Origin of the sequence: Agromyces sp. MMS24-JH15, from assembly GCF_043518605.1 — a bacterium.
Taxonomy (GTDB): Bacteria; Actinomycetota; Actinomycetes; order Actinomycetales; family Microbacteriaceae; genus Agromyces.
In genome coordinates, this window is record NZ_CP171358.1 from 1,901,539 (window position 1) to 1,927,352 (window position 25,814).

Annotated in this window: 18 protein-coding genes and 1 pseudogene; 13 read left to right on the forward strand and 6 right to left on the reverse strand. The window is 72.4% G+C overall.

Annotation, left to right across the window (positions count from 1 at the left end; all coding sequences use genetic code 11):
- Window positions 1–69: 69 nt before the first annotated feature.
- The 3 genes from ACDF64_RS08580 (at window position 70) to ACDF64_RS08590 (ending at window position 5,582) form a co-directional block, all read left to right on the forward strand.
- On the forward strand, window positions 70–1,332 hold the full coding sequence (locus tag ACDF64_RS08580) for an MFS transporter (protein WP_394554860.1): 1,263 nt from the start codon (window positions 70–72) through the stop codon (window positions 1,330–1,332).
- Between the two features lie 88 nt (window positions 1,333–1,420).
- On the forward strand, window positions 1,421–3,715 hold the full coding sequence (locus tag ACDF64_RS08585; protein WP_394554861.1) for a glycoside hydrolase family 3 C-terminal domain-containing protein: 2,295 nt from the start codon (window positions 1,421–1,423) through the stop codon (window positions 3,713–3,715).
- A 52-nt stretch (window positions 3,716–3,767) separates the two neighbouring features.
- Entirely contained in the window at window positions 3,768–5,582 is a 1,815-nt protein-coding gene (locus tag ACDF64_RS08590; protein WP_394554863.1) for a glycoside hydrolase family 3 protein, read from the forward strand.
- 30 nt (window positions 5,583–5,612) lie between these two features.
- On the opposite strand, the gene ACDF64_RS08595 is transcribed toward ACDF64_RS08590, so the two are convergent.
- Entirely contained in the window at window positions 5,613–6,041 is a 429-nt protein-coding gene (locus ACDF64_RS08595) for a MarR family winged helix-turn-helix transcriptional regulator (RefSeq protein WP_394554865.1), read from the reverse strand.
- 37 nt (window positions 6,042–6,078) lie between these two features.
- Between ACDF64_RS08595 and ACDF64_RS08600 the strand changes: the two genes are divergently transcribed.
- The 3 genes from ACDF64_RS08600 to ACDF64_RS08610 are packed head-to-tail and all read left to right on the forward strand — an operon-like array spanning window position 6,079 to window position 9,477.
- Window positions 6,079–6,639, forward strand: a complete 561-nt coding sequence (locus ACDF64_RS08600; RefSeq protein ID WP_394554866.1) for an isochorismatase family protein — start codon at window positions 6,079–6,081, stop codon at window positions 6,637–6,639.
- Window positions 6,640–6,688: 49 nt separating this feature from the next.
- Entirely contained in the window at window positions 6,689–8,068 is a 1,380-nt protein-coding gene (locus tag ACDF64_RS08605; RefSeq protein ID WP_394554868.1) for an FAD-binding oxidoreductase, read from the forward strand.
- Complete coding sequence (locus ACDF64_RS08610; protein ID WP_394554870.1) at window positions 8,065–9,477, forward strand: class I SAM-dependent methyltransferase; 1,413 nt, start codon at window positions 8,065–8,067, stop codon at window positions 9,475–9,477. The genes ACDF64_RS08605 and ACDF64_RS08610 overlap by 4 nt, the downstream gene beginning before the upstream one ends.
- Before the next feature lie 33 nt (window positions 9,478–9,510).
- Here ACDF64_RS08610 and ACDF64_RS08615 read toward each other — a convergent pair whose 3' ends face one another.
- Together ACDF64_RS08615 and ACDF64_RS08620 are read right to left on the reverse strand one after the other, a co-directional pair.
- Window positions 9,511–10,263 carry a TSUP family transporter gene (locus ACDF64_RS08615; protein ID WP_394554872.1) on the reverse strand — a complete coding sequence of 251 codons (753 nt, stop codon included), beginning with the start codon at window positions 10,261–10,263 and terminating at the stop codon, window positions 9,511–9,513.
- 54 nt (window positions 10,264–10,317) lie between these two features.
- Complete coding sequence (locus tag ACDF64_RS08620; RefSeq protein ID WP_394554873.1) at window positions 10,318–11,097, reverse strand: YdeI family protein; 780 nt, start codon at window positions 11,095–11,097, stop codon at window positions 10,318–10,320.
- Between the two features lie 172 nt (window positions 11,098–11,269).
- Between ACDF64_RS08620 and ACDF64_RS08625 the strand changes: the two genes are divergently transcribed.
- Both ACDF64_RS08625 and ACDF64_RS08630 read left to right on the forward strand, forming a co-directional pair.
- Window positions 11,270–11,671, forward strand: coding sequence for a nuclear transport factor 2 family protein (locus ACDF64_RS08625; protein ID WP_394554875.1), 402 nt, complete (start codon window positions 11,270–11,272; stop codon window positions 11,669–11,671).
- Window positions 11,672–11,916: 245 nt separating this feature from the next.
- Window positions 11,917–13,118: pseudogene (locus tag ACDF64_RS08630) on the forward strand (integrase core domain-containing protein).
- A 122-nt stretch (window positions 13,119–13,240) separates the two neighbouring features.
- Here the strand turns inward: ACDF64_RS08630 and ACDF64_RS08635 are convergent.
- Both ACDF64_RS08635 and ACDF64_RS08640 read right to left on the reverse strand, forming a co-directional pair.
- Window positions 13,241–15,895 carry a family 78 glycoside hydrolase catalytic domain gene (locus ACDF64_RS08635; RefSeq protein WP_394554877.1) on the reverse strand — a complete coding sequence of 885 codons (2,655 nt, stop codon included), beginning with the start codon at window positions 15,893–15,895 and terminating at the stop codon, window positions 13,241–13,243.
- A gap of 55 nt (window positions 15,896–15,950) precedes the next feature.
- A complete protein-coding gene (locus tag ACDF64_RS08640) occupies window positions 15,951–16,541 on the reverse strand; it encodes a TetR family transcriptional regulator (RefSeq protein WP_394554879.1) in 591 nt (196 codons plus the stop codon).
- 130 nt (window positions 16,542–16,671) lie between these two features.
- Between ACDF64_RS08640 and ACDF64_RS08645 the strand changes: the two genes are divergently transcribed.
- Together ACDF64_RS08645 and ACDF64_RS08650 are read left to right on the forward strand one after the other, a co-directional pair.
- Window positions 16,672–17,994: an MFS transporter gene (locus tag ACDF64_RS08645; protein ID WP_394554880.1), complete on the forward strand. Its 1,323-nt coding sequence runs from the start codon at window positions 16,672–16,674 to the stop codon at window positions 17,992–17,994.
- A gap of 31 nt (window positions 17,995–18,025) precedes the next feature.
- Window positions 18,026–19,255 (forward strand): family 1 glycosylhydrolase, encoded by a 1,230-nt coding sequence (locus ACDF64_RS08650; protein ID WP_394554882.1) that lies wholly within the window; start codon window positions 18,026–18,028, stop codon window positions 19,253–19,255.
- 100 nt (window positions 19,256–19,355) lie between these two features.
- Here ACDF64_RS08650 and ACDF64_RS08655 read toward each other — a convergent pair whose 3' ends face one another.
- Window positions 19,356–20,015, reverse strand: coding sequence for a TetR/AcrR family transcriptional regulator (locus ACDF64_RS08655; protein WP_394554884.1), 660 nt, complete (start codon window positions 20,013–20,015; stop codon window positions 19,356–19,358).
- A 100-nt stretch (window positions 20,016–20,115) separates the two neighbouring features.
- Between ACDF64_RS08655 and ACDF64_RS08660 the strand changes: the two genes are divergently transcribed.
- The 3 genes from ACDF64_RS08660 to ACDF64_RS08670 are packed head-to-tail and all read left to right on the forward strand — an operon-like array spanning window position 20,116 to window position 25,800.
- On the forward strand, window positions 20,116–22,917 hold the full coding sequence (locus ACDF64_RS08660) for a family 78 glycoside hydrolase catalytic domain (RefSeq protein WP_394554886.1): 2,802 nt from the start codon (window positions 20,116–20,118) through the stop codon (window positions 22,915–22,917).
- Window positions 22,874–24,196, forward strand: coding sequence for an MFS transporter (locus tag ACDF64_RS08665; protein WP_394554888.1), 1,323 nt, complete (start codon window positions 22,874–22,876; stop codon window positions 24,194–24,196). Before ACDF64_RS08660 ends, ACDF64_RS08665 begins: the two co-directional genes overlap by 44 nt.
- Window positions 24,196–25,800 (forward strand): family 43 glycosylhydrolase, encoded by a 1,605-nt coding sequence (locus ACDF64_RS08670; RefSeq protein WP_394554890.1) that lies wholly within the window; start codon window positions 24,196–24,198, stop codon window positions 25,798–25,800. Before ACDF64_RS08665 ends, ACDF64_RS08670 begins: the two co-directional genes overlap by 1 nt.
- The last annotated feature ends 14 nt before the right edge of the window (window positions 25,801–25,814 follow it).

A 25,814-nucleotide genomic window follows, 5' to 3' on the forward strand; every position in this document is an offset into this window, starting at 1 on the left:
ATCCACGGAGGATGCCGAAAGGAACAGTCGACGACGATGTCAGACACCCCCACTCGCATCGCAGAGCCGATGACGGAGCACGCCTTCCTCGCCGAAGCCGCCGGCAATGACGACCCGCCCACGCCCATCAGGGGCCTGCGGCGCCTCATGGCGTGGATCATCCCCGCGAACCTCGGCATCTTCCTCATCTGGGGCGCGGTCCCCGGCATCCTGCTGCCGCAGCAGATCACCCTGCTCTTCGGCGAGGCCGACAAGGTCGCGAACCTCACGATCGTCGCGACGATCGGCTCGTTCGCCGCCATGATCGCGCAGCCCCTCGCCGGCCAGGTGTCCGACCGCACGCGCTCGAAGTTCGGCCGCCGCGCGCCCTGGATCGTGATCGGCGCGCTCGCCGGCGGCCTCGCGCTCGTCGGCCTCGCGTTCGCGACCTCGCTCGTGGGCGTCATCCTCGCCTGGACGCTCGTGCAGGTCGCCTACAACTTCGCGCAGGGGCCGCTGTCGGCCGTCCTGCCCGACCGCGTGCCGCTCAAGCGCCGCGGCACCTTCTCGGCCCTGTCCGGCATCGGCCTCATGGTCGGCGCGCTCGGCGGATCGATCGTCGGCTCGTTCTTCTTCGGCAGCATCGCGCTCGGCTACGTCATCTTCGCCGTGCCGGCGCTCGTGATCCTGAGCCTGTTCGTGGCCTTCAACCCCGACTACCCGAGCACGGACATCGAGCCCGAGCCCTTCACGCTCGTCGAGTTCCTGAAGACGTTCTGGGTGAACCCGATCCAGCACCCCGACTTCTTCTGGGCCTTCACCGGACGCCTGCTGCTCTACACGGGCTACTTCGCGGTCACCGGGTACCAGCTGTTCCTGCTCACCGACTACTTCGGCGTCGCGCACCCCGAGCAGGTCATCCCGGTCCTGGGCCTGCTGAGCCTGGTCGGCATCATCATCTCGACCGCCGTGTCCGGGCCGATCTCGGACCGGGTCGGGCGTCGCAAGCCGTTCGTGTTCGCGTCGGCCGCGGTCGTGAGCCTCGCGTTCCTGCTGCCGTGGATGTGGCAGGACCTGACCGCGTGGATGATCATGACCTTCATCGCGGGCTTCGGGTTCGGGATGTTCCAGGCCGTCGACACCGCGCTGATGAGCGAGGTCCTCCCGTCGGCGAAGAACTTCGCGAAGGACCTCGGCGTCGTGAACATCGCCGCGACCCTCCCGCAGACCCTCGCACCCGGCGTCGCCGGCGCCATCGTCCTCGTCTCCGGCTACCAGGCGCTCTTCCCGGTCGCGATCGTCCTCGGCATCCTCGGCGCCCTCGCGGTCTGGCCGATCAAGTCGACCCGATGACCCGCATCCGCTGACCGGGTCGTGGATGCCTCGACCGCGAGGCATCCACGACCGCCCCCGACCTCCCAACCCACCGAAAGGCACGACCATGACCGATGTCAGCATCAGCCAGACCGAGGCAGCCCTCGCCGACCTCACCCTCGAGGAGAAGGCGTCGCTCACGAGCGGCCTGGACTTCTGGCACACCAAGCCCGTCGAGCGTGCGGGCATCCCCTCGATCATGGTGACCGACGGGCCGCACGGCCTCCGCAAGCAGGGCGGGGCGGGCGACCACCTCGGGCTCGGCTCGAGCGTGCCGGCCACGTGCTTCCCGCCCGCCGCGGGCCTCGGCTCCTCGTGGGACGTCGAGCTCATCGAGCGCGTCGGCGAAGCCCTCGGCACCGAGACGGCGATCGAGCACGTGGGCGTCCTGCTCGGCCCGGGCATCAACATCAAGCGCTCGCCGCTGTGCGGTCGCAACTTCGAGTACCTCTCCGAGGACCCGATCGTCTCGGGCGTGCTCGGCGCCGCGATCGTGCAGGGCATCCAGTCCAAGGGCGTCGGTACGTCGCTCAAGCACTTCGCGGCCAACAACCAGGAGGACGACCGCATGCGCGCGTCGTCGGACGTCGACCCCCGGCCGCTCCGCGAGATCTACCTGCGCGGCTTCCAGCGGGTCGTGCAGGACGCGCAGCCGTGGACCGTCATGTGCTCGTACAACAAGATCAACGGCGTCTACGCGTCGGAGGACCCGTGGCTGCTCACGCAGGTCCTGCGCGACGAGTGGGGCTTCGAGGGCCTCGTCGTCTCGGACTGGGGCGCGGTCAACGACCGGGTGCAGGGCCTGCCCGCGGGCCTCGACCTCGAGATGCCGTCGTCGGGCGGGCGCACCGACGCCCAGCTCGTCGCCGCCGTGCAGGCGGGCGAGCTCGACGAGCACGCGCTCGACATCGCGGCCGGCCGCGTGATCGACCTGGTCCGGAAGGCGCAGGCCGGCCGCGGACTCGTCGAGGGCCCGCTCGACGTCGACGCGCACCACGCGCTCGCCCGCGAGGCGGCCGGACGCTCGATCGTGCTGCTGCGCAACGCCGAGGTCGGCGACGGCGGCGCCGTCCTGCCGCTCGCGAAGGACCGGAAGCTCGCCGTCGTCGGCGCATTCGCCGAGAAGCCGCGCTACCAGGGCGCGGGCTCGTCGCTCATCAACCCGACGCGCCTCGACACCGCGCTGGACGAGATCCGCGCGCTCGCCGCCGGCGAGGTCGCGTACGCCCAGGGCTTCAGCGTCGCGGCCGACGTCTCGGCCGAGGAGACGGCCGCGCTCCGCGAGGCAGCCGTGGCCGAGGCATCCGCCGCCGACGCGGTCGTGCTGTTCCTGGGCCTGCCCGCCCGCCTCGAGTCCGAGGGCTACGACCGCGACGACATCGACCTGCCCGCCGAGCAGCTCGCGCTCGTCGACGCGGTGCTCGCGGTCAACCCGAACGTCGTCGTCGTGCTCTCGAACGGCGGCGTGGTGGCGCTGCCGTTCGCCGACCGCGTCCCGGCGATCCTCGAGGGATGGCTGCTCGGCCAGGCCGGCGGCGGTGCGACCGCCGACGTGCTGTTCGGCGACGTGAACCCGTCTGGCAAGCTCGCCGAGACGATCCCGGCGCGCCTGTCGGACACCCCCGCGTACCTCGACTTCCCGGGCGAGTTCGGGCACGTCCGCTACGGCGAGGGCCTGTTCGTCGGCTACCGCTGGTACGACGCGCGCGGCCTCGAGGTCGCGTTCCCGTTCGGGCACGGCCTGTCGTACACGACGTTCGCGTACTCGGATGCCTCGGCCACGGTCGACGCGGACGGCGACGTCCAGGTGGCGGTCACGGTGACGAACACGGGCGCGGTCCCGGGCCGCGAGATCGTGCAGGTCTACACGTCGCTCGCGGGCTCGGCCGTGCAGCGCCCGGTGCGCGAGCTCAAGGCGTTCGCGTCGGTCGAGCTCGAGCCGGGCGAGGCTCGCGACGTCGTGCTCACGGTGCGCCGCGCCGACCTCGCGTACTGGGACGTGCGCGTCGACGGCTGGGTCGTCGAGGGCGGCGCGTACGCCGTGGATGTCGCGGCGTCGAGCCGGGACATCCGATCGACCGTGTCGGTGGAGGTCGCCGGCGACGCCGTCGCGATCCCGCTCACGCGCGAGTCCTCGCTCGGTGAGGCGCTCGCGCACCCGGTCGCGGGCCCGATCATCCAGGCCGCGATGGCCCAGATGATGCAGGGCCTCGAGGGCATCGAGTCGGTCATGCCCGAGGGCGTGTCGATGGACCGGATGATGATGTCCTTCCCGATCGGCCGCATGTCGATGATGGGCGGCGACGTCACGCCCGAGATGATCGACGGCCTCATCGCGATGGCCAACGCCGGACAGCATTGATCGGCGCCCGCGGGCGCCGATCACCGACCACAGGACGACGAGGGAACAGGACATGACACAGGACCAGATGACGAGGCCGGATGCCCCGGCGACGGACCGCCCGTGGCTCGATGCGAGCCTGCCGGTCGACGAGCGCGTCGAGCTGCTGCTCGGCGAGATGACGCTCGAGGAGAAGGCGGGCCTCTGCTTCCACACCATGATCGCGATGGGGGAGGGCGGCGAGCTCAGCGAGGGCGACCCGGTGTTCGGCATCGCGTCGAACCGCGAGTACGTCGTGGGTCGCCACCTGACCCACTTCAACCTGCTCGGCGTGCCGCCGACCGCGCGCGAGATCGCGAGCTGGCACAACCGGCTGCAGGAGCTCGCGGCCACCACGCGCCTGGGTATCCCGGTGACGATCTCGAGCGATCCGAGGCACGGCTTCAACGAGAACCCCGGCGCGGCGTTCTTCGCGGGTCCGTTCTCGCAGTGGCCAGAGCCCCTCGGGCTCGCCGCGACGCACGACCCCGCGCTCGTCGAGCGCTTCGCCGAGATCGCGCGCGCCGAGTACGCGGCCGTCGGGATCCGGGTCGCGCTGCACCCGCAGGTGGATCTTGCGACCGAGTCCCGCTGGGCGCGCCAGCTGCAGACGTTCGGCGAGGACCCGGACCTCACGAGCGCGCTCGGTGCCGCGTACATCCGCGGGTTCCAGGGCTCGGCGTTCGGGCCGGGCAGCGTCTCGACGATGACGAAGCACTTCCCGGGCGGCGGCCCCCAGCAGGACGGCGAGGACCCGCACTTCGACTACGGCCGCGAGCAGGTGTACCCCGGCGGGCAGTTCGAGCTGCACCTGAAGCCGTTCGAGGCCGCGTTCGCCGCGGGCGGCCGGCAGGTCATGCCCTACTACGGCATGCCGGTCGGCACCGAGTACGAGGAGGTCGGCTTCGGCTTCAACAAGGGCGTGCTCACGGGCCTGCTTCGCGAGCGCTTCGGCTTCGACGGCATCGTGTGCACCGACTGGGGCCTCATCACCGACCAGCCGATCATGGGCCACGACTTCGCGGCCCGCGCCTGGGGCGTCGAGCACCTCACGCCCGCCGAGCGCATGCTGAAGGTCCTCGACGCCGGCGCCGACCAGTTCGGCGGCGAGCACGATCCGTCGCTGCTCATCGGGCTCGTCGAGTCCGGGCTGGTGGGCGAGGAGCGGCTGGATGTCTCGGCCCGGCGCCTCCTGCGCGAGAAGTTCCTGCTCGGCCTGTTCGAGGACCCGTTCGTCGACGTCGACGCGGCCGACGCGATCGTCGGTTCGGCCGAGCACCGCGCGGCCGGCGTCGACGCCCAGCGCGCATCGGTCGCGGTGCTCGCGAACGGCGGCGCGCTGCCGTTCGCGCGCGGGGCGAGGCTCTACGTCGAGGGCATCGCGCCCGAGGTCGCGGCCGCCTACGGGGTCGTCGTCGGAGCACCGGAGGAGGCGGACGTCGCGATCCTCCGGATCCAGGCGCCGTTCGAGGTGCGCGGCTCGATGTTCGAGAACTTCTTCCACGCGGGGTCGCTCGACTTCGCGCCGGAGACGATCGCGCACGTCGCCGAGGTCGCCGCGGCCGTGCCGACCGTGGTCGACGTGTTCCTCGACCGGCCCGCGATCCTCGCGCCGATCGTCGAGGCCGCGGATGCCGTGGTCGGGAACTGGGGTGCGAGCCCGGAGGCGCTGCTCGACGTGCTGAGCGGTGCGGCCCCTGCGACCGGTCGGCTGCCGTTCGACCTCCCGCGTTCGATGGCCGCGGTCGAGGCGTCCCGGCCCGACGTGCCGTTCGACACGGCCGATCCGCTGTTCCGGTTCGGGCACGGGCTGGGACTGGGGGCCGGCGCAGCGGTGACGACCGACTGATCGGACGGGCCGCGTGCGCCGCTCGCTCGCCTATCCCTCGGCGAGGCGCTCCAGCAGGGGGATGGCGGCGGCGAGCGTGCGGTGCTCGGCGGCGGAGAGGCGGGTCTCGATCGCCCGCGCGAGATGGGTCGAGCGCAGGCTGCGCTGTTCGCGGAGCGCGGCGGCGCCGGCCTCGGTGAGGGTCACGGGCTTCCGCCGCCGGTCGGCGCCCGGCGGCGGGGTCGCAACCGCGGCGAGGCCCGAGGCGACGAGGTCGCCCACCAGGCGGGTCATCGACTGGTGGCTCACGCGCTCGGATGCCGCGAGGTCGGCGACCGTCTGCGGGCCGTCGCGGTCGATCCGCCCGAGTACCGCCGCCTGCGAGGGCGGCAGGGTCGTGGTCTCGCGCCGCGTGCGGCGCACGAGGCGGCCGATGGCGAGGCGCAGGTCGGCAGCGGTCTCCGCGGCATCCGGGGTCATGCGCGAAATAATACACCGTAGGTGTACATTCGACCCCATGACCCAGATCCTCCCGGGCACCCGTCCCGCACTCGTCCTCATCGACCTCCAGCACGGCATCGCGGCGATGCCGCTCGTGCATCCCGTGGCCGACGTGCTCGCCGCGTCCGCGCGACTCACCGCGGCGTTCCGCGAGGCGGGTGCACCGGTCGTCCGCGTCCGAGTCGCGTTCTCACCCGACGGCGGCGATGCCCTCTCGGCCGCGGTCGACGCTCCGCCGCCCGCGGTGGAGCCGCGGTCGGACTTCGCCACGCTCTGCGAGGAGGTCGGCGACGGACCGACCGACCTGCACGTCACGAAGCGCGGCTGGGACGCGTTCCACGGCACCGAGCTCGACCTCCAGCTCCGGCGCCGCGGCGTCGACACGATCGTCTACGCGGGGATCTCGACGTCCATCGGCATCGAGTCCACCGCGCGGCACGGACGCGAACTCGGCTACGCCCAGGTCTTCGCCGCCGACGCGATGAGCGACCTCGTCGCGTCGGCGCACGACCGCGCGCTGACCGTCGTCTTCCCGAGGATCGGCCGCGTGCGGACGAGCGACGACCTGGTCGGCTGATCGCACGCTCCCCGTAGCCGGACGCGCCGCCGCGGCGTACCGTGAAGCCGTGTCCGTTCGCGAGACCGACGCACGTTCCGCGCACGCCGAGGGCGTGGAACGCCTGCTCGCGAGCTACCGCGCGGTGCCGGTCGGCGCGCCCGTGCGACTCGCGAAGCGCACGTCGAACCTGTTCCGGTCGCGGACCGCGACCGGAACGACCGGCCTCGACACCTCCGGGCTGACGCAGGTGATCTCGGTCGACCCGGAGGCCGGGACGGCCGACGTCGCGGGCATGTGCACGTACGAGGACCTCGTCGCGGCCACGCTGGCCCACGGGTTCGCGCCGCTCGTCGTGCCGCAACTGAAGACGATCACGCTCGGCGGCGCCGCCACGGGCCTCGGCATCGAGTCGACGTCGTTCCGCACCGGACTGCCGCACGAATCGGTGGTCGACCTCGACGTCCTGACGGGGGCCGGCGAGGTCGTGACGGCCTCCCGCGACGTGCACGCCGACCTGTTCCGGGCATTCGCCAACTCGTACGGCACGCTCGGCTACGCGGTGCGGCTGCGCATCGAGCTCGAACCGATCGAGCCGTTCGTCGAGCTCCGGCACGTGCGGTTCCGCTCGCTCGACGACCTCGTCGCCACGATGGACCGCATCGTCGAGACCGGGATGTACGACGGCACCCGCGTCGACTACCTCGACGGGGTGGTGTTCGCCGCCGACGAGGGCTACCTCTGCCTCGGCACGAAGACGGCCCGGCCCGGTCCCGTCAGCGACTACACCCGGCAGCGGATCTACTACCGGTCGATCCGCCACGACGAGGGCGTCCTGCGCGACCGGCTCACCGCGCACGACTACCTCTGGCGCTGGGACACCGACTGGTTCTGGTGTTCGGAGGCGTTCGGGACGGGGCATCCGTTCGTCCGCCGCGTCTGGCCGCGACGGTACCGGCGCAGCAGCGCGTACTGGAAGCTCATGCGACTCGAGCGCCGGTTCGACATCGGCGACCGCCTCGAGCGGTTGCACGGCCGCCCGGCGCGCGAGCGCGTCATCCAGGACGTCGAGGTCCCGATCGAGCGATGCGCCGAGTTCCTCGACTGGTTCCTGGCGAACGTGCCGATCACCCCGATCTGGCTGTGCCCGCTGCGGCTGCGCGACGACGCAGGCTGGCCGCTCTACCCGCTCGAGCCGCGCCGCACCTACGTCAACGTGGGCTTCTGGTCGACGGTGCCGGTGGGCGCGACCGAGGGCGAGACGAACCGCCGGATCGAGCGGGAGGTCGGCGACCTCGACGGGCACAAGTCGCTCTACTCCGACGCCTACTACGAGCGGGAGGAGTTCGACCGGCTCTACGGCGGCGCGGCCTATCGAGCGGTGAAGGAACGCTACGACCCGGATTCCCGGCTCCTCGACCTCTACGCGAAGGCGGTGCGACGACGATGACGACGGAGAAGGAACGCGCGACGGACGCCCCGGAAGCGGCGGATGCCCCGGCAGCGATGGACGTCCCGGAAGCGACGGGCACGACGGCGACCGGCAGGGCGGCGACGGGCGCGACGGATGCCGCGGAGCGCGCGAAGGCCGACGCGAAGCTCACCCTCGCCGAGGTGCTCGAGGCCTTCGCGGGCAGCGGGCTCCCCGTCCGGTTCACCGCGTACGACGGGAGTTCGGCCGGGCCGGCCGACGCCCGGTTCGAGGTGGAGCTGAAGAGCCCGCGCGGCACGGGCTACCTCGTCACCAGCCGCGGCGACCTCGGGCTCGCCCGCGCGTACATCGCCGGCGACCTCGACATCCGGGGCGTGCATCCGGGCGACCCGTACGACCTCCTGAAGCTGCTCGCCGACGACCTCGTGTTCAAGCTGCCGCCGCCGCGCGTCATGGCGCAGGTGATCCGCACGATCGGCGTGGGCAGCCTGAAGCCGGTCGCACGGCCGCCGCAGGAGGTGCCGGGGCGCGTGCGCCGGGTCGCCGAGGGACTCCGGCACAGCCGGCACCGCGACGCCGAGGCGATCCACCACCACTACGACGTGTCGAACACGTTCTACGAATGGGTGCTCGGGCCCTCGATGACGTACACGTGCGCGTGCTACCCCACGCCCGAGGCATCCCTCGACGAGGCGCAGGAGAACAAGTACCGCCTCGTGTTCGACAAGCTGCGCCTGAAGCCCGGCGACCGGCTCCTCGACGTCGGCTGCGGCTGGGGCGGCATGGTGCGCTACGCGGCCCGCCGCGGCGTGCGGGCGATCGGCGTCACGCTCTCGAACGAGCAGACGACGTGGGCGCGCAAGGCCATCGTCGACGAGGGCCTCGGCGAACTGGCCGAGGTTCGCTACGGCGACTACCGCGACATCCGCGAGAGCGGCTTCGACGCGGTGTCCTCGATCGGCCTGCTCGAGCACATCGGCGTGCGCAACTATCCCGCGTACTTCCGGTTCCTGCAGTCGAGGCTGCGCCCCGGCGGACTGCTGCTCAACCACTGCATCACCCGCCCCGAGAACCGCTCGCGGCCGGCGGCCGGCGGATTCATCGACCGGTACGTCTTCCCCGACGGGGAGCTGACCGGCTCCGGCCGGATCATCCGTGTCGCGCAGGATGCCGGACTCGAGGTGCTGCACGAGGAGAACCTGCGCCCGCACTACGCGTTGACCCTGCGCGACTGGTGCGCCAACCTCGTCGCGCACTGGGACGACGCGGTCGCCGAGGTCGGGCTGCCGACGGCGAAGGTGTGGGGGCTGTACATGGCCGGGTTCCGACTCGGCTTCGAGCGCAACGGCATCCAGTTGCACCAGGTGCTGGCGGCGCGACCCGGCGGCGAGGGCGACCTGCCGCTCCGGCCGTGGTGGACGCCGTGACCGTGCGCCCCGGGGTCGCCTGCAGGGCCGCCTTCAGGGCCGGACGAGCAGGAACACCCCCGACACGAACGTGAGCGCGAGGACGATCCGCTCGAACCACACCGGTGAGATGCGTCGGGCGACGGCCCGCCCGCACAGCGCTCCGACCAGGAGCGCCGGAACCAGCACGAGGTTCAGGAGCAGCGACTGCGGCGTCATGAGCCCGAGTCCGACCGAGAACGGCACCTTGAACGCGTTGACGATCAGGAAGAACCACGCCGCGGTCCCGAGCACGGCCTGCACCGGCAGGCGCGACGCCACGAAGTAGAGCGTCATCACGGGGCCCGCGGCGTTCGCGATCATCGTCGTGAACCCGCCGAGCGGGCCGAACAGGTACGCGAGCCGCGGCGGGACCGCTCGTGGCTCCGTACCGAGGCGATGCCGCCGGACCAGCAGCCCGACGCGGAGCGCGACGAGCAGGACGAGCGTGGCGCCGATGATGCGGCGCACCCCCGCGTCGTCCGCGAACCAGAGCACGACGACGCCGAGCAGCACGCCGACGACGACGGAGGGGAGGAGTCTGCGGAGCATCGGCCAGTCGGCGTGCGCGTGGTACATCCGGACCGCGATCAGGTCGCCGACGAGCAGCAGCCCGAGCACGGCGCCGGTCGAGGCCTTCGCGGGCAGCACCGAGGCGAACAGCGCCGCCGGGATCGTGCCGAACGCCGGCATGCCGCTCTTGCCCGCGCCGACCGCGAAGGCCGCGAGCGCGAGGACGAGCCATTCGAGCGCGGTGAAGGTGGGCACCCTGACATCCTTCACCGGTGCGGCGGGAGGTCCGCACCGGCATGACGCCCGCCGTCACGCGTCGGCGTCGACGGCCCCGTCTTCGTCGGGATCGGATGCCTCGGTGCCGGATGCCTCGGTGCCGGGTGCCTCGCTGCCGGATGCCTCGGACCCCGATGCCTCGCTGCCGGATGCCTCGGCGGCCGCCTGCGCCGCCGCCGCCGCGCGTTCGACCCACTTCGGCGTCTCGCCGTAGCGCTGCGGCGGCACGAGCCGCCCTGCGGCGCTGTCGTCGATGAGCTGCGCGAGACGCCGCTCGCGCGTGGCCTCCTGCTTCGCGGAGAGGATCCAGTACACGACGATCCGCCGGTACGTCGGGGTCGCGATCTCCCAGAACGCCGCCGCCGCGGCATCCGCCGCGAGCTTCGCCGCGGCCTCGGGCGGGAGCTCTCGTGGTGCGTTCTCGAACGAGTACACGCCCGACCGGTCCTCGCGCCGGCGCGCGAAGGCCGCGAGCCCGGCCGGATGCATCCGGCCCTCGGCGGTGAGCCGCTCGACGTGCGCGATGTTCACCTCCGACCAGTTGCCGGAGGGCTTCCGCGGAGTCCAGCGCTGCCGCCGCGCGTCGTCGTCGATGCGCTGCGAGACCGAGTCGATCCAGCCGAAGCAGAGGGCCTCGGGCACCGCCTGCTCCCAGGTGAGGCCGCGGTCGGGGACGTGCAGCTTGTTCAGGCCCATCCAGAGCTCGGTTGCGGTGTCGTGGTTGGCCTCGAGCCAGGCGCGGAACTCCTCGGGGCCCGAGAAGAAGATCGCCGGGCGCTCGGGCGTGCCGCCGGGGGTGCCGATCGTCGCCATGCCCCGAGTCTGCCATCGGCCCGTGACATGACGAGAATCCCGACCGACGGCGTCGCGGGAATCGCGGGATGATCGACGCACACGAACAGGGGCGGGCGCTGGTCGCCTGACGACTCGTCGACGCACGACGCCCGGGACCACCCTGCTGGCCGTGCGATCGGGGGCCGACATCATGAGCACCGTCATCGAGCGCCTCACGGAAGCGCAGAACGACCACGACGCCGTGCGCCTCTCGGCGTGCTTCGCCGTGGACTACCGGAGCGAGCAGCCCGCGCATCCCGCACGCGCGTTCACGGGACGCGCGCAGGTGCTCGCGAACTGGACCGCCGTCTTCGCCGGCGTGCCCGACTTCCGGGCCGAGATCCGGTCGACGTGTCGCGTCGGCGACGTCGAATGGGGCGAACTCGCGTGGCGCGGGCACCACGTCGACGGCTCGCCGTTCGCGATGTGCGGCGTCATCGTCGCGGAGGTCCGCGACGACCTCATCGCGTCGGCCCGGCTCTACTTCGAGCCCGTGGAACGGGATTCCGACATCGAGGCTTCGGTGGCGCGACTGTACCGACCGCCTCGCTGACGGCCGCCCCATCGCGTCGGGTCGCGGTCCCTGATTCAGGATGAGCGCCGTCTTGGGCCCGTATATCGCCTGTTATGTGTCGGGACATCGGTGACGGTTCTGCATCAGGACATCGGTGACACTTCGTGGGTGTTTGGTGGTGACACTTCTGCGGCTCTGATGGCGGGGTGAGCAGAAACGAGCCTGTCGATCCCCGTGTCCGTCTCGCGATCACGCAGTGGCCACCGGACGCACCGCGGGGTGCGGTGACGACGTTCTGTGCCGAGCACGGAATCTCACGGAAGACGTTCTACGAGATCCGTCGACGGGTCGGTACGGATGGGCCGGCGGCCGCGCTCGAGCCACGCTCGAAACGCCCGGCCGTGAGCCCGTCCCGGATCGGTGCGGACATCAAGGTCCACGCCATCCAGGTGCGGGCCGCGCTGGAGCAGTCGGGTCTGGATCACGGGCCGATCAGCGTGCACGACCGGATGCTCAGCCTCGGGATGATCCCCCCGTCGACGGCGTCGCTGGCGCGGATCTTCCGTGACGCGGGAGTGGCTCGTGCGGAGCCGAGGAAGAAGCCGCGGGCCGCGTACCGCCGGTTCGTGTACCCGGCACCGAACGCGTGCTGGCAGTTGGATGCGACCGAGTACGTCCTGACCGGCGGCCGCCGGTGCGTGATCTTCCAACTCATCGATGACCATTCCCGGTACGCGGTCGCGTCGCTCGTGGCATGGTCGGAAACCTCGGACGCGGCGATCGCCGTGGTCGATAAGGGCATCACCGCGCACGGGGTCCCGCAACGGCTCCTCACCGACAACGGGACGGCGTTGAACCCGTCCCGTCGCGGCATCCACGGCCGGCTCGTGATCCACGTGTCCCGGCTCGGTATCGAACCGATCACCGGAAAACCGTACAAACCGACCACGCAGGGCAAGAACGAACGCTTCCACCAGACCCTGTTCCGGTTCCTCGACCAACAGCCCCTCGCGAACACCCTCGCCGAACTCCAAGCCCAGGTCGACCGGTTCGACAGGATCTACAACCGCGAACGCCCGCACCAGGGCCTACCCGGCCGGATCACCCCGCAACAGGCCTGGGACGCGACCCCGACAGCCGAACCACCCCGACCCCGGCCCATCGAGCCGACCCGCCCACGCAGTTACGACCCGACCCCTGCGAGCACCGACGAGGTCCGGCTCGCACGCGTCGAGGCCAACGGCGGGATCAAGGTCCGCGGCGTGAAGTTCCACATCGACGGGCGACTCGCCGGACACCAGATCCTGATCATCGAGAACCCCGAGACGATCACGTTCGCCGATACCGACGGCACGATCCTGATCGAGCACCCCCGACCCGCACCCGGCACCACGTACGTCAGCAACGGCCGCCCCCGCGGACCACGCCCACCAACCCCGAAAACGTCACCGATGTCCTGACACACCAAACGTCACCGATGTCCTGATGCAGAACCGTCACCGATGTCCCGATACATCACAGGCCCGTATATCGCCCATGACCGCTCTCATCCTGAATTGGGGACGGAGACCGGGGACGGAGACTGGGACGGGGACGGCCGCCCGGGTCTCATTCGACCGAGAACGCCGCCGCGCGCTCGGCCGCCCGCTCGGCCACGAAGCGGCATGCGAACCGGTGGGTGCCGCTCGCGACCGCGACCGGTGCCGAGCCGTCGGGCAGTTCGACGACGGCCGAGGTCGACGGCGGCACGACCACCTCGAGTGCGAAGTCCTCGCCGTCCAGCGTCCAGGACACGGCCGCGCGGCCGTACGGCGTCTCGTGCGCGGCGCGCACCCACTCGAGTCCGGGCGTCGGGAGCGGGGCGATGCGGATGCGGCGGTAGCCGGGGGCATCCGGGGCGAGGCCCGCGACTCGGCGGTGGAGGAAGTCCGCGATCGCGCCGAAGGCGTAGTGGTTGAAGGACGTCATGTCGCCGGGGTTGATGGTGCCGTCGGGCAGCATCGAGTTCCAGCGTTCCCAGATCGTGGTCGCCCCCATCGTCACCGCGTACAGCCACGACGGGCACTCCCGCTGCAGCAGGAGCCGCCACGCGGTCGCCGCGTTGCCGGTGTCGGCGAGCGCGTCGCAGACCACGGGCGTGCCGAGGAACCCGGAGCCGACGTGGAACCCGTCGGTCGCGACCTGCGCGGCGAGCAGGTCGCCCGCGTGCGCGCGCTGCGCGGGCAGCAGCAGGTCGAAGGCGAGGCCGAGCGCGTACGCCGTCTGCGACGGGAAGGCGGCGCGGCCCGACGGGGTCGTGTACTCGTCGCGGTAGCGTGCGGCGGCCCGCTCGAACAGGGCGTCGTACCGGGCCGCGGCCTCCGCGTCGCCGAGCACGAGCGCGGTGTCGCGGACGATCCGCGCGGACCGGGCGAGGTACGCGGTCGCGACCGCCTGCCAGGGCAGGCGTGCCGCCCACGGCTGGTCGTCGGGCGCGGCGGAGTCGAGCCAGTCGCCGAACGAGAACCCGCCGCCGGGGAAGTCGACGCGCCCGCCCGCCCGGGCGGCGAGGCAGTCGGTCCACGCGGTCATCGAGCGCCACTGGCGGCGCAGGATCCCCGCGTCGCCCGAGCGCTCGTAGAGGGTCCACGGCACGACGGTCGCGGCATCCCCCCAGCCGGCTTCCGCACCGAGCGGCGGGAGGTTCGGGTCGACGTCGGCCCACGGGACGTAGACGGGCACGTTGCCGTCGGCGTGCTGGTCGGCCGCGAGGTCGGCGAGCCAGCCGGTGAGCATCCCGGCGGTGTCGTACAGGAACGCGGCCGTGGGCGCGAACACCTGGAGGTCGCCGGTCCAGCCGAGCCGTTCGTCGCGCTGCGGGCAGTCGGTCGGGACGTCGAGGAAGTTGCCGCGCATGCCCCAGACGACGTTCTCGTGCAGGCGGTCCAGGAGCGGGTCGGATGCCTCGAACGTGCCGAGCCTGCGGAGGTCGGTGTGGATCACGACCGCCTCGAGGTCGCCGGCGCCGAGTTCGCCCGGCCACCCCTCGACCTCGGCGTAGCGGAACCCGTGGAACGTGAACTCGGGTTCCCACGTGAACGCCTCGCCGCCGAGGATGACCTCGTCGGTCGCCGTCGCGGCACGCAGCGGCCGCGTGCCGAGTTCGCCGTGCTCGAGCACCTCGGCGTGCCGGAATCGGATCTCCCGTCCGGGCGTGCCCGCGGGCACGCGCACGCGGAGCCGGCCGACGAGGTTCTGCCCGAAGTCGACGAGCGTCCGCCCGCCGGGCGAGGTCGTGATCGCGACGGGAGCGACCGCCTGCGTGCGGCGCACGGGCGGGCCGTCGGGCGCGACGAGCACGGATGCCTCGAACGGCCGCACCTCGACGGGGGTCCACGCGACGTCGTCGAATCCGGGCTCGTCCCAGGCGGTGCCGTCCTGGCCGCCGGCGCCCGTGGCTGCCCGGCGGGCGTCGAACGTCTCGCCCATGTACAGGTCGGCGCGCGTCACGGGGCCGGCGGCCGACCGCCACGAGGCATCCGTTCCCGTCACCGTCCGCGAGCCGTCGGCGTGCTCGACCTCGAGCTGCACGAGCGCCGCGGTCCGGTCGCCGTAGGTGTCGCGGAGTCCGCCGAAGCCGAGGTAGCCGCGGTACCAGCCGTCGGCGAGGTGCACGCCGATCGCGTTCGCGCCCTCGCGGACGAGGTCGGTGACGTCCCACGTCCGGTACCGGAGACGGGAGGCGTAGCTGGTCCATCCGGGGTGGAGCACGTCGTCGCCCACGCGCTCGCCGTTGAGGCGGAGGGTCATGACGCCGTGCGCGGTCGCCCGGATCCGGGCGCGGCGGATGCCGCCCGGAACCCGGGCCTCGCCGCGGAGGAGCATCGCCGGCTCCCCGCCGTCGCCGGTCGCGGGGAGCACGGGGGAGACGAGGCCGGAATGCCAGAGGGAGGCGTCGAGCAGGCCGGTCTCGAACTCGGTCGGCTCGCTCCACTCCGACGCCGCTCCGTCCGGGCCCCAGACCCGCACGCGCACGCGACGGCGCGACCGGCTGGGCACGGGGTCGGCCGGCCATGCAACGAGCACCTGCGCGTCGCCGTCGACGCGCCCGGTCGTGGAGACCGAGGCCGGGGCATCCGGGTCCGAGATCTCGATCTCGGCGGCGCGCTGGTGCCAGCCCGGCTCCTCGGTGTCGACGACCCAGGAGAGGCGCGGGGCGGCGTCGCCGATGCCGAGCGGCTCGCGGTGGTGCTCGATCGTGACGGGGCGGACGGTGGTGCGCATGCGAAACCTCGGGATCGGGTCGGGGCGGATCGGGGCCACGTGGATCGGGGCCGGGTCAGAGCGGGTCGACGAGGAACCCGCCGAGGTGCCGGCGGATGTCCTCGGCCATGTCGACGTCGAAGTCGTTCAGCCACAGGAGCTCGAGGCCCTCGGTCGTGGCGAGGGTGCTGAGCGCGGCGCGGCGGGGGTCCACGCCGTCGCGGAGGCCGCCTGCGTCGCGCACCTCCTCGAATGCGACCGTGACGGCGTCGGCGATGCGGCGGAAGCGCTCCGAGAAGTAGGGGCGGGCCGGATGCTCCGGGTCGGTCGCCTCGGCCGAGAGGATCGTGTAGAGCTGCACGACGCCGCGTTGGCCCGCCTGCGCGCGGGAGATCTCGACGAGCCCGGCGAGGAACTCGCGGCCGTGGAGGTCTTCGAGGCTCGTCTCGGCGCGCGCGTCGCGCTGCTCGAGCACCGCGCGCAGCAGCGCGAGCTTGCCGCCCGCGAAGTGGTGGAGCAGCCCGGTCTGGGTCATCCCGACCGCCTTCGCGATCTCGTTGACCGAGCTCGCGGTGTAGCCGCTCCGCGCGAACACGGTGAAGGCCGCGTCGAGGATCTGCGCTCGCCGCTCTGCGCTCTTGCGGTACTCGCCCCTGGGTCCGGCCACGTGTACAGGCTAGGGACCGAAACAAAAATATGCAACCTTTACAATTTTCGTGTTAGCGTGTGCCGCATCCCACCCGGGACCCGTTCGATGACGACGACGTCGCGCTGCGACCACCAGGCAAGGAAGCCAGATGACCACCACCCAGACCCCAGCCGACACGGCGACCGCCACGTCCGCGGCCGCCGCGCCGGCCGTCGAGCCCACCGCCACCGCGGCCTTCCGCGCTCAGGCCGCGCCGCGTCGCGGGTTCGTGTTCTTCCTCGTGTTCGCCGCGGTCGGCGCGGGCGCCGCGCAGATGTCCGCGGCCCTGCTCACGCTGACCCTCAAGGCGACCGAGCTCGACGCCGCCGCGGCCACCACGACCATCTCGATCTCGAGCGGCATCGCGGGCCTCCTGACCCTCTTCGCCCTCCCGATCGTCGGCACGCTGTCGGACCGCTCGCGTTCGCGCCTCGGCCGTCGGCGTCCGTTCCTCGCCGCCGCCGCAGTGGCCTTCGTCGTCGGCGGCATCCTGCTCGTCACCGCGCCGAACGTGCCCGTGTTCGTCGTCGCGCACCTGTGCGTCACGCTCGGCTTCGTGTTCGCGAGCGTCACGACCACCGCGCTCATCGCCGACCAGCTCCCGGCCGACCGTCGCGGCCCGGCCTCCGCGTTCCTCAGCCTGTCGACCGCGATGGGCGCGCTCGTCGGCATGGCCGTCGCGCAGCCGTTCGGCGCGACCCTCGCGCCGATCGTCGGCATCCCGACCGTGGTCGCCGTCGTCGCGCTGCTCACGCTCGTGTTCGTGCTCCGCGACCCGCAGGTCACGCAGCCGGCCGCCCGGTTCGACCTGCGTCGCGCCGTGGGCGTGTTCTGGGTGAATCCCGTGAAGCAGCCCCGGTTCGCGCTCGTGTTCACGAGCCGCATGCTCGTCTTCTCGGGCGTCGCGGCGCTCAACGGCTACCAGGCGATCTACCTCCTCCAGCGCGTGGGCCTCGCGCCCGCCGAGCTCGGCGGCGCGATCCTGCTCACCGTCGTGGTCAACCTCGGCATCTCGCTCCTGGTCGCTCCCGTCATCGCGAAGCTCAGCGACCGGCTCGACGTGCGCAAGCCGTTCATCGTCGTCGCGGCCGTGATCCTCGGCGCGGGGCTCGTGTTCGCCTCGACCGCGCAGGACTTCCCCACCTACCTCGTCGCGTGCGGCGTCGTCGCGCTCGGTCAGGGCGTGTACTTCGCCGTCGAGCTCGCACTCGCCACGCGCGTCCTGCCCGACCCCGAGAACCCGGCCAAGGACCTCGCGATCATCAAGGTCGCCGACAACCTGCCCGTCTCGATCGTCGCGGCCGTCGCCCCGGCGCTCCTCGCCCTCGGCGCGGGCGCGGCCGGCCCGAACTTCGCCGCACTGTTCCTCGCGGGCGCGATCTCCGCGATCCTCGGCGGCCTCGTCATCCTGTTCGTCCGCGACGCGCGCTGACCGCGCCGCATCCACCGATCGGAGCATCCTCATGACCACGCAGTTCCCCGTCGACTTCCACTGGGGCGTCGCCGTCGCCGGCCACCAGAACGAGGGCGACAACGTCCACAGCGACATCTGGCACCTCGAGCACGTGACGCCGAGCCTGTTCCGCGAGCCCAGCGGCGCCGCGTGCCGCGGGTACGAGCTCTGGCCCGGCGACCTCGGCCGGGCCGCGGGGCTCGGCCTGAACGCGTTCCGCTTCTCGGTCGAGTGGGCGCGCATCGAGCCCGCGCGCGGCGAGGTCTCGCAGGACGCGCTCGACCACTACGAGCAGGTCGTCGACGGATGCCTCGCCCGAGGCCTCGCCCCGATCGTGACGTTCAACCACTTCGCGGCGCCGCACTGGTTCTCGGGCGCCGGGTCGTGGCTCGCCGACGACGCGGCCGAGCTCTTCGCCGACCAGTGCGACCGCGTGATGGCGCGCGTCGGGGACCGCATTGCCGCGGGCGTCACGCTCAACGAGCCGAACCTCGAGCAGTTGCTCCAGGGCAAGCTGCCCCCGCACGTCGAGCAGGTCAAGCTCGACATGCTCGCGGCGGCCGCTCGCGCGGCGGGCACCGAGACGTACTTCGCGGGGAACGTGATCCCGGGTGCGGCGCAGGAGGAGTTCCGTGACGCGTTCACGGTCGTGCACCGGGCCGCGAAGGCCGCGATCAAGGCCCGCCGAGCCGACCTGCCGGTCGGCGTCTCGATCGCGATCTGCGACGAGGTCGCACTCCCGGGCGGCGAGGCCGGTCGCGACGCCAAGCGCGCGCGGGTCTACGATCACTGGCTCGAGGTCGCGCGCGACGACGACTTCATCGGCGTGCAGAACTACGAGCGCGTGTACCACGGGCCCGACGGCGAGGTCGTGCCCGACGGTCCGCGCAACGGCATGGGCACGGTCATCGAGCCGGCCTCGCTCGCGGGGGCGGCGCGGTACGCGCACGAGCGGTCGGGCGTGCCGGTGTTCGTGACTGAGCACGGCATCCAGACCGCGGACGACCGGCAGCGCGCCGCGTTCATCCCCGCGGCGCTCGACGCGCTCGCCGAGGAGATCGCGAGCGGCACGCCCGTGCTCGGGTACTGCCACTGGACGCTCATGGACAACTTCGAGTGGATCTTCGGGTACGAGCCGCAGCTCGGGCTGTTCGAGGTCGACCGCGAGACGTTCGAGCGGACCGCCAAGCCGAGCGCGGCGGCGTACGCGGCGTTCGTGCGCGCGCACGCGGGTCGCTGATCCGCGGGTGACTCTCTCTCCCGGTTCCGGGCCGCACGTTGCGCCGCCCGGAGCCGGGAATCGCGTCGTTCGGGCGATCGACGGGCGGGTCCGGGCGGCCTCAGGCCGCGGGGAGGGCGGGTGCCGACAGGTCGACGGATGCCCCGCTGCGCAGCAGGTGCGGCGCGAGCCGCTCGAAGTGCGCGCGCGCGAGCGCGACGGTGTCGATCGCCCCGCCGCTGAGCACCCACTGCAGTTGCAGTCCGTCCGCGACGGCGATGCACTCCCTCGCGATCTCGCGGTAGTCGAGGTCGTCCCGCAGTAGCCCGGCCTCGACCTCGTCGGCGAACTGGGCCGCGAGGTCGTCGATCACGCGCTCGTAGCGGGCCGCGTACAGCGCGTGCGCCGCGCTCTGCGGGTCCGCGGCCTCCGCGGTCACGAGCACGAAGAGCTGCATGAGGTCCGGCTGCGCCGCGAACAGCTCCGCCACGGCGAGCGCCCGGCGGAGCGTCGCGGTGCCGTCGGCCGCCTCCGGCGCGGCCGCGTGCGCGCGCTCGTTCGCCAGGTCGAACCGGCGCTCGGCGAGCGCGAGCAGCAGGTGCTGCTTCGTGGGGAAGTGGTGCGCGAGCCCGGGCCCGGTGATGCCGACCTCGCGGGCGATCTCTGCCATCGAGGTCTGGGAGTACCCCTCGTGGGTGAATCGCGCGCTGGCGGCGTCGAGGATCCGCTCGCGTCGGTCGCGTCCGACGGCGTAGCTGCCGCGTCGACCGGTGCTCACCATGTCCCCACGGTACCCCGTCATCGCGAAAACCTTATATGTAAGGATTTCGTGCTACGGTCGTCGTGCGATGGCGCCACCGAGACGCGAAGGAGCGAGGATCGTGACCACCCAGTGCCGTGACCTGCGGGTCGAGTACCTCGACGAGCCGATCGGCGTCGGAACGCGCGTGCCCCGCTTCTCGTGGACCGTCGATCGCACGCAGCACGCTTACCGGCTCGAGGTCCGGGCCGGCGAACGGGTCGTGTGGGACACCGGCCGCGTGGCATCCTCGACGACCTGCCTCGTCGAGTACGACGGGCGACGACTCGACTCGAACGCGGCCTACCGGTGGCGCGTGACGAGCTGGGGGGCCGACGGCGCGCCCGCGACCGCCGAGTCCCGCTTCGAGACCGCGCTGCTCGACCCCGCCGACTGGACCGCGGCGTGGGTCGAACCCGTCCAGGACCCCACGACGATCGAACGGTGGTCCCTCCTGGACTGGATCCTCGGCCGCAGGCCCGAAGCCCCCGTCGAGGAGCGGTTGCGACCCGTCCGACTGCTCCGCCAGGAGTTCGCGCTCGACCGCGCGCCGCTCCGCGCACGGCTCTACGCGACCGCACGCGGCGCGTACGCGGTGACCGTCAACGGACACCCGGGCGACGACCAGGTGCTCGCGCCGGGATTCGACTCCTACGAGCACCGGATCAGCGTGCAGTGCTACGACGTCACGCGATTCCTCGCGGCGGGCCCCAACGTCATCGGCATCGCGCTCGCGGACGGCTGGTGGGCGGGCCGCATCGGGATCTCGGGTTCCAGTGCGCAGTTCGGCGACACGACGAGCGCGGTCTGGCAACTCCACGTGGAGTACCCCGACGGCACGGAACAGGTCGTCGGCTCGGGTCCGGACGTCGTCTCCACGGCGGGGCCGTGGCGGTACGCCGACCTGTTCATCGGCGAATGCCTCGATGCCCGCGCCATCCCGATCGGCTGGGACCGGCCGGAATTCGACGCGCGCGACTGGCAGCCCGTGCGCGAGGCCGGTCGCGACCACGCCGTGCTCGTCCCGTTCACGGGCGAGCCGATCCGGCGCGTCGCCGAGCTCCCGGCCCGCTCGGTGACCGCCACCGACGACGGATGGCTCGTCGACTTCGGCCAGGTCGTCGCCGGGCGCGTGCGACTCCGCGTGCGCGGCGCCGCACCCGGTCGGCGAATCCTGATCGAGCACACCGAGGTGCTCGACGCGGACGGCGGCTGGTTCCGGAACATCCTCGGGGCCAACAAGGAGCAGGCCGACGTGTACCTCGCCGCCGGCGTCGACGAGGAGGTCTACGAGCCGAAGTTCACGTTCCACGGCTTCCGCTACGCGCGCGTCTCGGGACTCGACCGGCTCGAGCCCGACGACATCGTCGCCATCGTCCTCGCGAGCGACCTCCCGCAGACCGGCGGCTTCCACACCTCGGACGCCCGGCTGAACCGCCTCCACGACAACGTCGTCTGGAGCCAGCGCGCGAACTTCCTGTCTGTCCCGACCGACTGCCCGCAGCGGGAGCGCGCCGGATGGACCGGCGACATCCAGGTCTTCGCGCCCGCGGCCACGAACAACGCCATGGTCGCGCCGTTCCTCGCGCGCTGGCTCGACAACCTCCGGGCCGACATCCTCCCGTCGGGCGAGGTGCCGATCACGTCGCCGCGCTCGCCCCACGACCGCGAGTCCGCGGCTGCGGCGACCGACGACCTGGGCCGGATCGTCTCGGCCACGGGATGGAGCGACGCGATCGCGTTCGTGCCGTGGACGCTGTTCGAGCGGTACGGCGACCGCCGCGTGCTCGAGGAGAACTACGACGCGATCGTGGGCTGGATCGAGCACCAGCGGCGCGTCGCCCGAACCGAGCTGCCGGGGTGGGCCCAGGAGGCCCGGCTGCCAGCCGAGCGACGCGCCCGGCAGGCGCTGCTCTACAACACCGGCCGCCACTTCGGCGACTGGCTCACCCCGAGCACGCTCGAGGGCGACCTGCCCCGGTTCCAGGCCATGCAGCTCGCACCCGCACTCACGAGCGAGCTCCTCGCGCCCATGTACCAGGCGCAGACGCTCACGATCGCGGCGCGCATCGCCGCGGTACTGGGGCGAACGGCCGACGCCGCCGACTTCGCCGACCGCGCTGTCCGCGTGCGCGAGGCCTTCGCGGCCGAGTACGTGGACGCCGACGGTGCGCTGCCGCACGACCTGCAGGGCCTCTACGTGGTCGCGCTCGCGTTCGACATGGTGCCTGCAGCGCTCCGGGCGGCGGCCGCGGACCGGCTCGCCACGCTCGTCCGCAACCGCGGCGACCGCCTCGACACGGGCTTCCTGTCCGTGCCCTACCTGCTCGACGTGCTCTGGGAGGCCGGGCACCGCGAGCTCGCGCGTCGCGTGCTCTGGCAGTCCGAGTCGCCGTCCTGGCTCTACGAGGTCGATCACGGCGCCACGACGATCTGGGAGACCTGGGACGCCGTCGGCCCGGACGGCACGCCGCAGGCGATGTCGTTCAACCACTACGCATTCGGATGCGTCGACGACTGGCTCTACCGGCGGATCGCCGGAATCCGGGCGACGAGTCCCGGCTACCGGACCGTCGTCATCGAGCCCGACCTCGAGGCCGGCGTCGACCGGGTCGACGCGCACGTGCAGACGCCCGCCGGGCGGCTCGCGGTCTCGTGGCGGCGCGACGGCGCCGAGGCATCCATCGACCTCGTCATCCCGAGCGGCGTCGACGCCGTCCTGCGCGTCGACGGCGTGGACACCCCCGTACCCGCGGGCGAATCGCACCACGACGTGCCGGTCGCCGCGCCCACCCCGCCGCGTGCGCCGGCGAACCGACCGATCGAGAACAGGAACGAAGATGTCCCGACCCACTCCCTCCGCAGCCCCCTCCCGGGGCGCTGAGCCCGCCGAGCCGGTCGAGGTCGGCACCGCCGGGTCGCTCCTGACCCGGCGGCCCGTGCGACGCGGCTTCCTGGTCCTGCTCGCCGCCGCCGTCGCGACCGTCAACGCGACCGTGCTGGCGAGCGCGATCCTCACGCTGTCGCTGAAGTCCGGGGCGATCGGCGGCGAGGCGAACGCCACGACCGTGCTGTCGATCGTGACCGCGATCGGCGCGCTCGTCGCCTTCATCGGCTATCCGGTCGTCGGGCGCATGAGCGACCGGACGCTCGGCCGGCTCGGACGGCGCCGCCCGTACCTGCTCGCGGGGGCCGGGCTCATCGCCGTCGGCGCCGGCCTCCAGATCGCGGCGGCGGACGTCGTCGTCCTCGTCGCCTCGTACGTCGTGCTGACGCTCGGCTCGGTCTGCGGACTCGTCGCCGCGGGTGCGATCGTCCCCGACCGGATCGCCCCCGAGCACCGGGGCGCACCGTCGGCGATCATCGGCCTCGGCGCGCCGCTCGGCGCGGTGATCGGTCTATTCCTCGCCCAGTCGGTCCAGCCGAACCTCGCCGCGATGATCGCGCTCCCCGCCCTCGTCGCGGTCGTCGCGACGATCGCGCTCGCGTGCTTCATCGACGACGAGCCGCTCGACCGCGACCTCCGCCCGACGTTCCGCCTCCGCGAGTTCCTCGGCACGTTCTGGGTCAGCCCGCTCGCGCACCCGAGCTTCGCGTGGGCGTGGGCGAGCCGGCTCATGATCTTCTTCGGCGTCGCGGCGGTCAACGCCTACCAGGCGTTCTACCTGATCATCGTGCAGCACCAGGACCCCGCGACGGTGGGCACCGCCATCTTCGTCGCGACCGTGATCCTCACCGGCGTCTCGCTCGTGTTCGCCCCGCTGTTCGGGAAGCTCTCCGACCGGGTCGGACGGCGGAAGCCCTTCGTCGTCGCGGCCGCGCTCATCTTCGCGCTCGGGCTCGCGCTCGTCGCCCTCGCCGCCGACTTCGGCAGCTTCCTCGTCGCGATCGCCGTGATGGGCCTCGGCCAGGGCGTGTACTTCGCAGTCGACTTCGCCCTCATCACCGAAGTGCTGCCCGACCCGGACAACCCGGCGAAGGACCTCGGCATCATGAACCTCGCGAGCAACCTCCCGTCGTCGCTCGTGCCCGCGGTCGCGCCCGCGCTCCTCGCCGTTGGCGTGCCCGCCGGCGCCTTCAACTTCACCGCGCTGTTCGTCGCCGGCGCGATCGCCGCGGTGCTCGGCGCCCTGCTCATCCTCCCGATCCGTCGGGTGAAGTGATGGCCTCGTACCGGAACCCCGTCGTCCCCGGGCACGCACCCGATCCGAGCGTCGTCCTGGTCGGCGACCGCTTCCTGCTCGTCAACAGCAGCTTCGGCATGCTCCCGGGGCTCCCGATCCGGTCCTCGACGGATCTCGTGCACTGGGAGACGATCGGCCACGCCGTCACGCGACCGTCGCAGTACCGCCGTGACGGACTGCCCGGGCCCGTCGAGCTGTTCGCACCGACGATCCGGCACCACGACGGCGTGTTCTACGTCGTCTGCACGAACGCGCACCCCGGCCAGGGCAACTTCCTGGTGACGGCGACGGATCCGGCGGGCGAGTGGTCCGACGCGATCTGGCTCGACGCCGAGGCGTTCGACCCGTCGCTGTTCCGCGACGACGACGGCGCCTGGTTCTACACGAGGCGAAGCCTCGAATTCGGTCGGCCCGACGGCAACCTGGGTCCGATCGTGCAGGCCCGCATCGACCTCGACACCGGAGCGCTCGGCGAGCTGCGGCCGATCACGCCGGGTTCCGGCGGGTTCGTCACGAACGACATCGAGGGACCGCACCTCTTCCGCCGGGGCGACTGGTACTACCTGACCGGTGCGGAGGGCAGCAGCTGGAAGGGCCATCTGCAGTCGATCGGGCGCAGTCGGTCGCCCTGGGGACCGTTCGAGCCCGCGCCGCACAACCCGATCGTCACGCATCGCGACCGAGTCGGCCATCCCATCCAGTCCCTCGGGCACGTCGACTTCGTCGAGGACGGCGACGGGCGCTGGTGGGCGCTCGCACTGGGGACCCGGCACGCGCCGCTCTCGCAGCACCACAACATCGGGCGGGAGACGTTCCTCCTGCCGGTCGAGTGGGTGGACGACTGGCCGGTCGTCGGGCGCGCCGGTACGACCGAACTCGTCGTCGACGGGGTCGAGCTCCCGGTCGCTTCTACGCCCGCGCCAGCGCCCGCGCCCGCGCCCGGGCCGGCCGTCCGACCGAGGCTCGGGCCGCTGGACTGGGTCACGGTGGGCGAGCCGCCGGCCGGGCTCGTGCGCGACCGGGACCCGGCCGAGGGGATCATCCTCTCGGCCGGCGGCGACCTGACCGAGACCACCCGGCCGATCGGTGCGCTGCTGACCCGCCAGACGTCCGATCGCCAGCGGTTCAGCGTCCGCGTCGAGGCCGTGTCGAGCAGTGCGGGCACGGGCGTCGCGGTCTTCGTGAACCGCACGCATCACTACTCGGCTGTCGTACGCGGCGACGGCGGCGAGCGCGTCGTCGTCTTCCGGCGGCACGTCGACGACCTCGTCGCCGAGCAGGCGACCCCGATCCCCGGTCGTGGTGCCCTGGTGCTCCGGATCGAGGCGCACCCGGACAGGTACGACGTCGTCGCCCTCGTCGACGGCGGCGAGAAGGAGATCGCGTGCGGGACCGGCTCCGCCCGGCTGCTCTCGGCCGAGAGCGTCGAGTGGTTCGAGTCGGCCCATTTCGCGCTCGTCCACGCGGGGGAGCCGGGCACGGCGCCGGCCCGCTTCGCGGAGGTCGCGCTCGAGGACCCGCCGGCTGACCCGCCGGTCATCGTTCCGCCGTTCATCCGGGAGCTCAGGCCTGCGGCGTCCTGAGCGGCGCCCGCATG

Coding starts and splice junctions, on each gene's coding strand:
- ACDF64_RS08580 (WP_394554860.1), top strand. CDS start 70: ATGACGGAGCACGCCTTCCTCGCCGAAGCCGCCGGCAATGACGACCCG.
- ACDF64_RS08585 (WP_394554861.1), top strand. CDS start 1,421: ATGACCGATGTCAGCATCAGCCAGACCGAGGCAGCCCTCGCCGACCTC.
- ACDF64_RS08590 (WP_394554863.1), top strand. CDS start 3,768: ATGACACAGGACCAGATGACGAGGCCGGATGCCCCGGCGACGGACCGC.
- ACDF64_RS08595 (WP_394554865.1), bottom strand. CDS start 6,041: ATGACCCCGGATGCCGCGGAGACCGCTGCCGACCTGCGCCTCGCCATC.
- ACDF64_RS08600 (WP_394554866.1), top strand. CDS start 6,079: ATGACCCAGATCCTCCCGGGCACCCGTCCCGCACTCGTCCTCATCGAC.
- ACDF64_RS08610 (WP_394554870.1), top strand. CDS start 8,065: ATGACGACGGAGAAGGAACGCGCGACGGACGCCCCGGAAGCGGCGGAT.
- ACDF64_RS08620 (WP_394554873.1), bottom strand. CDS start 11,097: ATGGCGACGATCGGCACCCCCGGCGGCACGCCCGAGCGCCCGGCGATC.
- ACDF64_RS08625 (WP_394554875.1), top strand. CDS start 11,270: ATGAGCACCGTCATCGAGCGCCTCACGGAAGCGCAGAACGACCACGAC.
- ACDF64_RS08635 (WP_394554877.1), bottom strand. CDS start 15,895: ATGCGCACCACCGTCCGCCCCGTCACGATCGAGCACCACCGCGAGCCG.
- ACDF64_RS08645 (WP_394554880.1), top strand. CDS start 16,672: ATGACCACCACCCAGACCCCAGCCGACACGGCGACCGCCACGTCCGCG.
- ACDF64_RS08650 (WP_394554882.1), top strand. CDS start 18,026: ATGACCACGCAGTTCCCCGTCGACTTCCACTGGGGCGTCGCCGTCGCC.
- ACDF64_RS08655 (WP_394554884.1), bottom strand. CDS start 20,015: ATGGTGAGCACCGGTCGACGCGGCAGCTACGCCGTCGGACGCGACCGA.
- ACDF64_RS08665 (WP_394554888.1), top strand. CDS start 22,874: ATGTCCCGACCCACTCCCTCCGCAGCCCCCTCCCGGGGCGCTGAGCCC.
- ACDF64_RS08670 (WP_394554890.1), top strand. CDS start 24,196: ATGGCCTCGTACCGGAACCCCGTCGTCCCCGGGCACGCACCCGATCCG.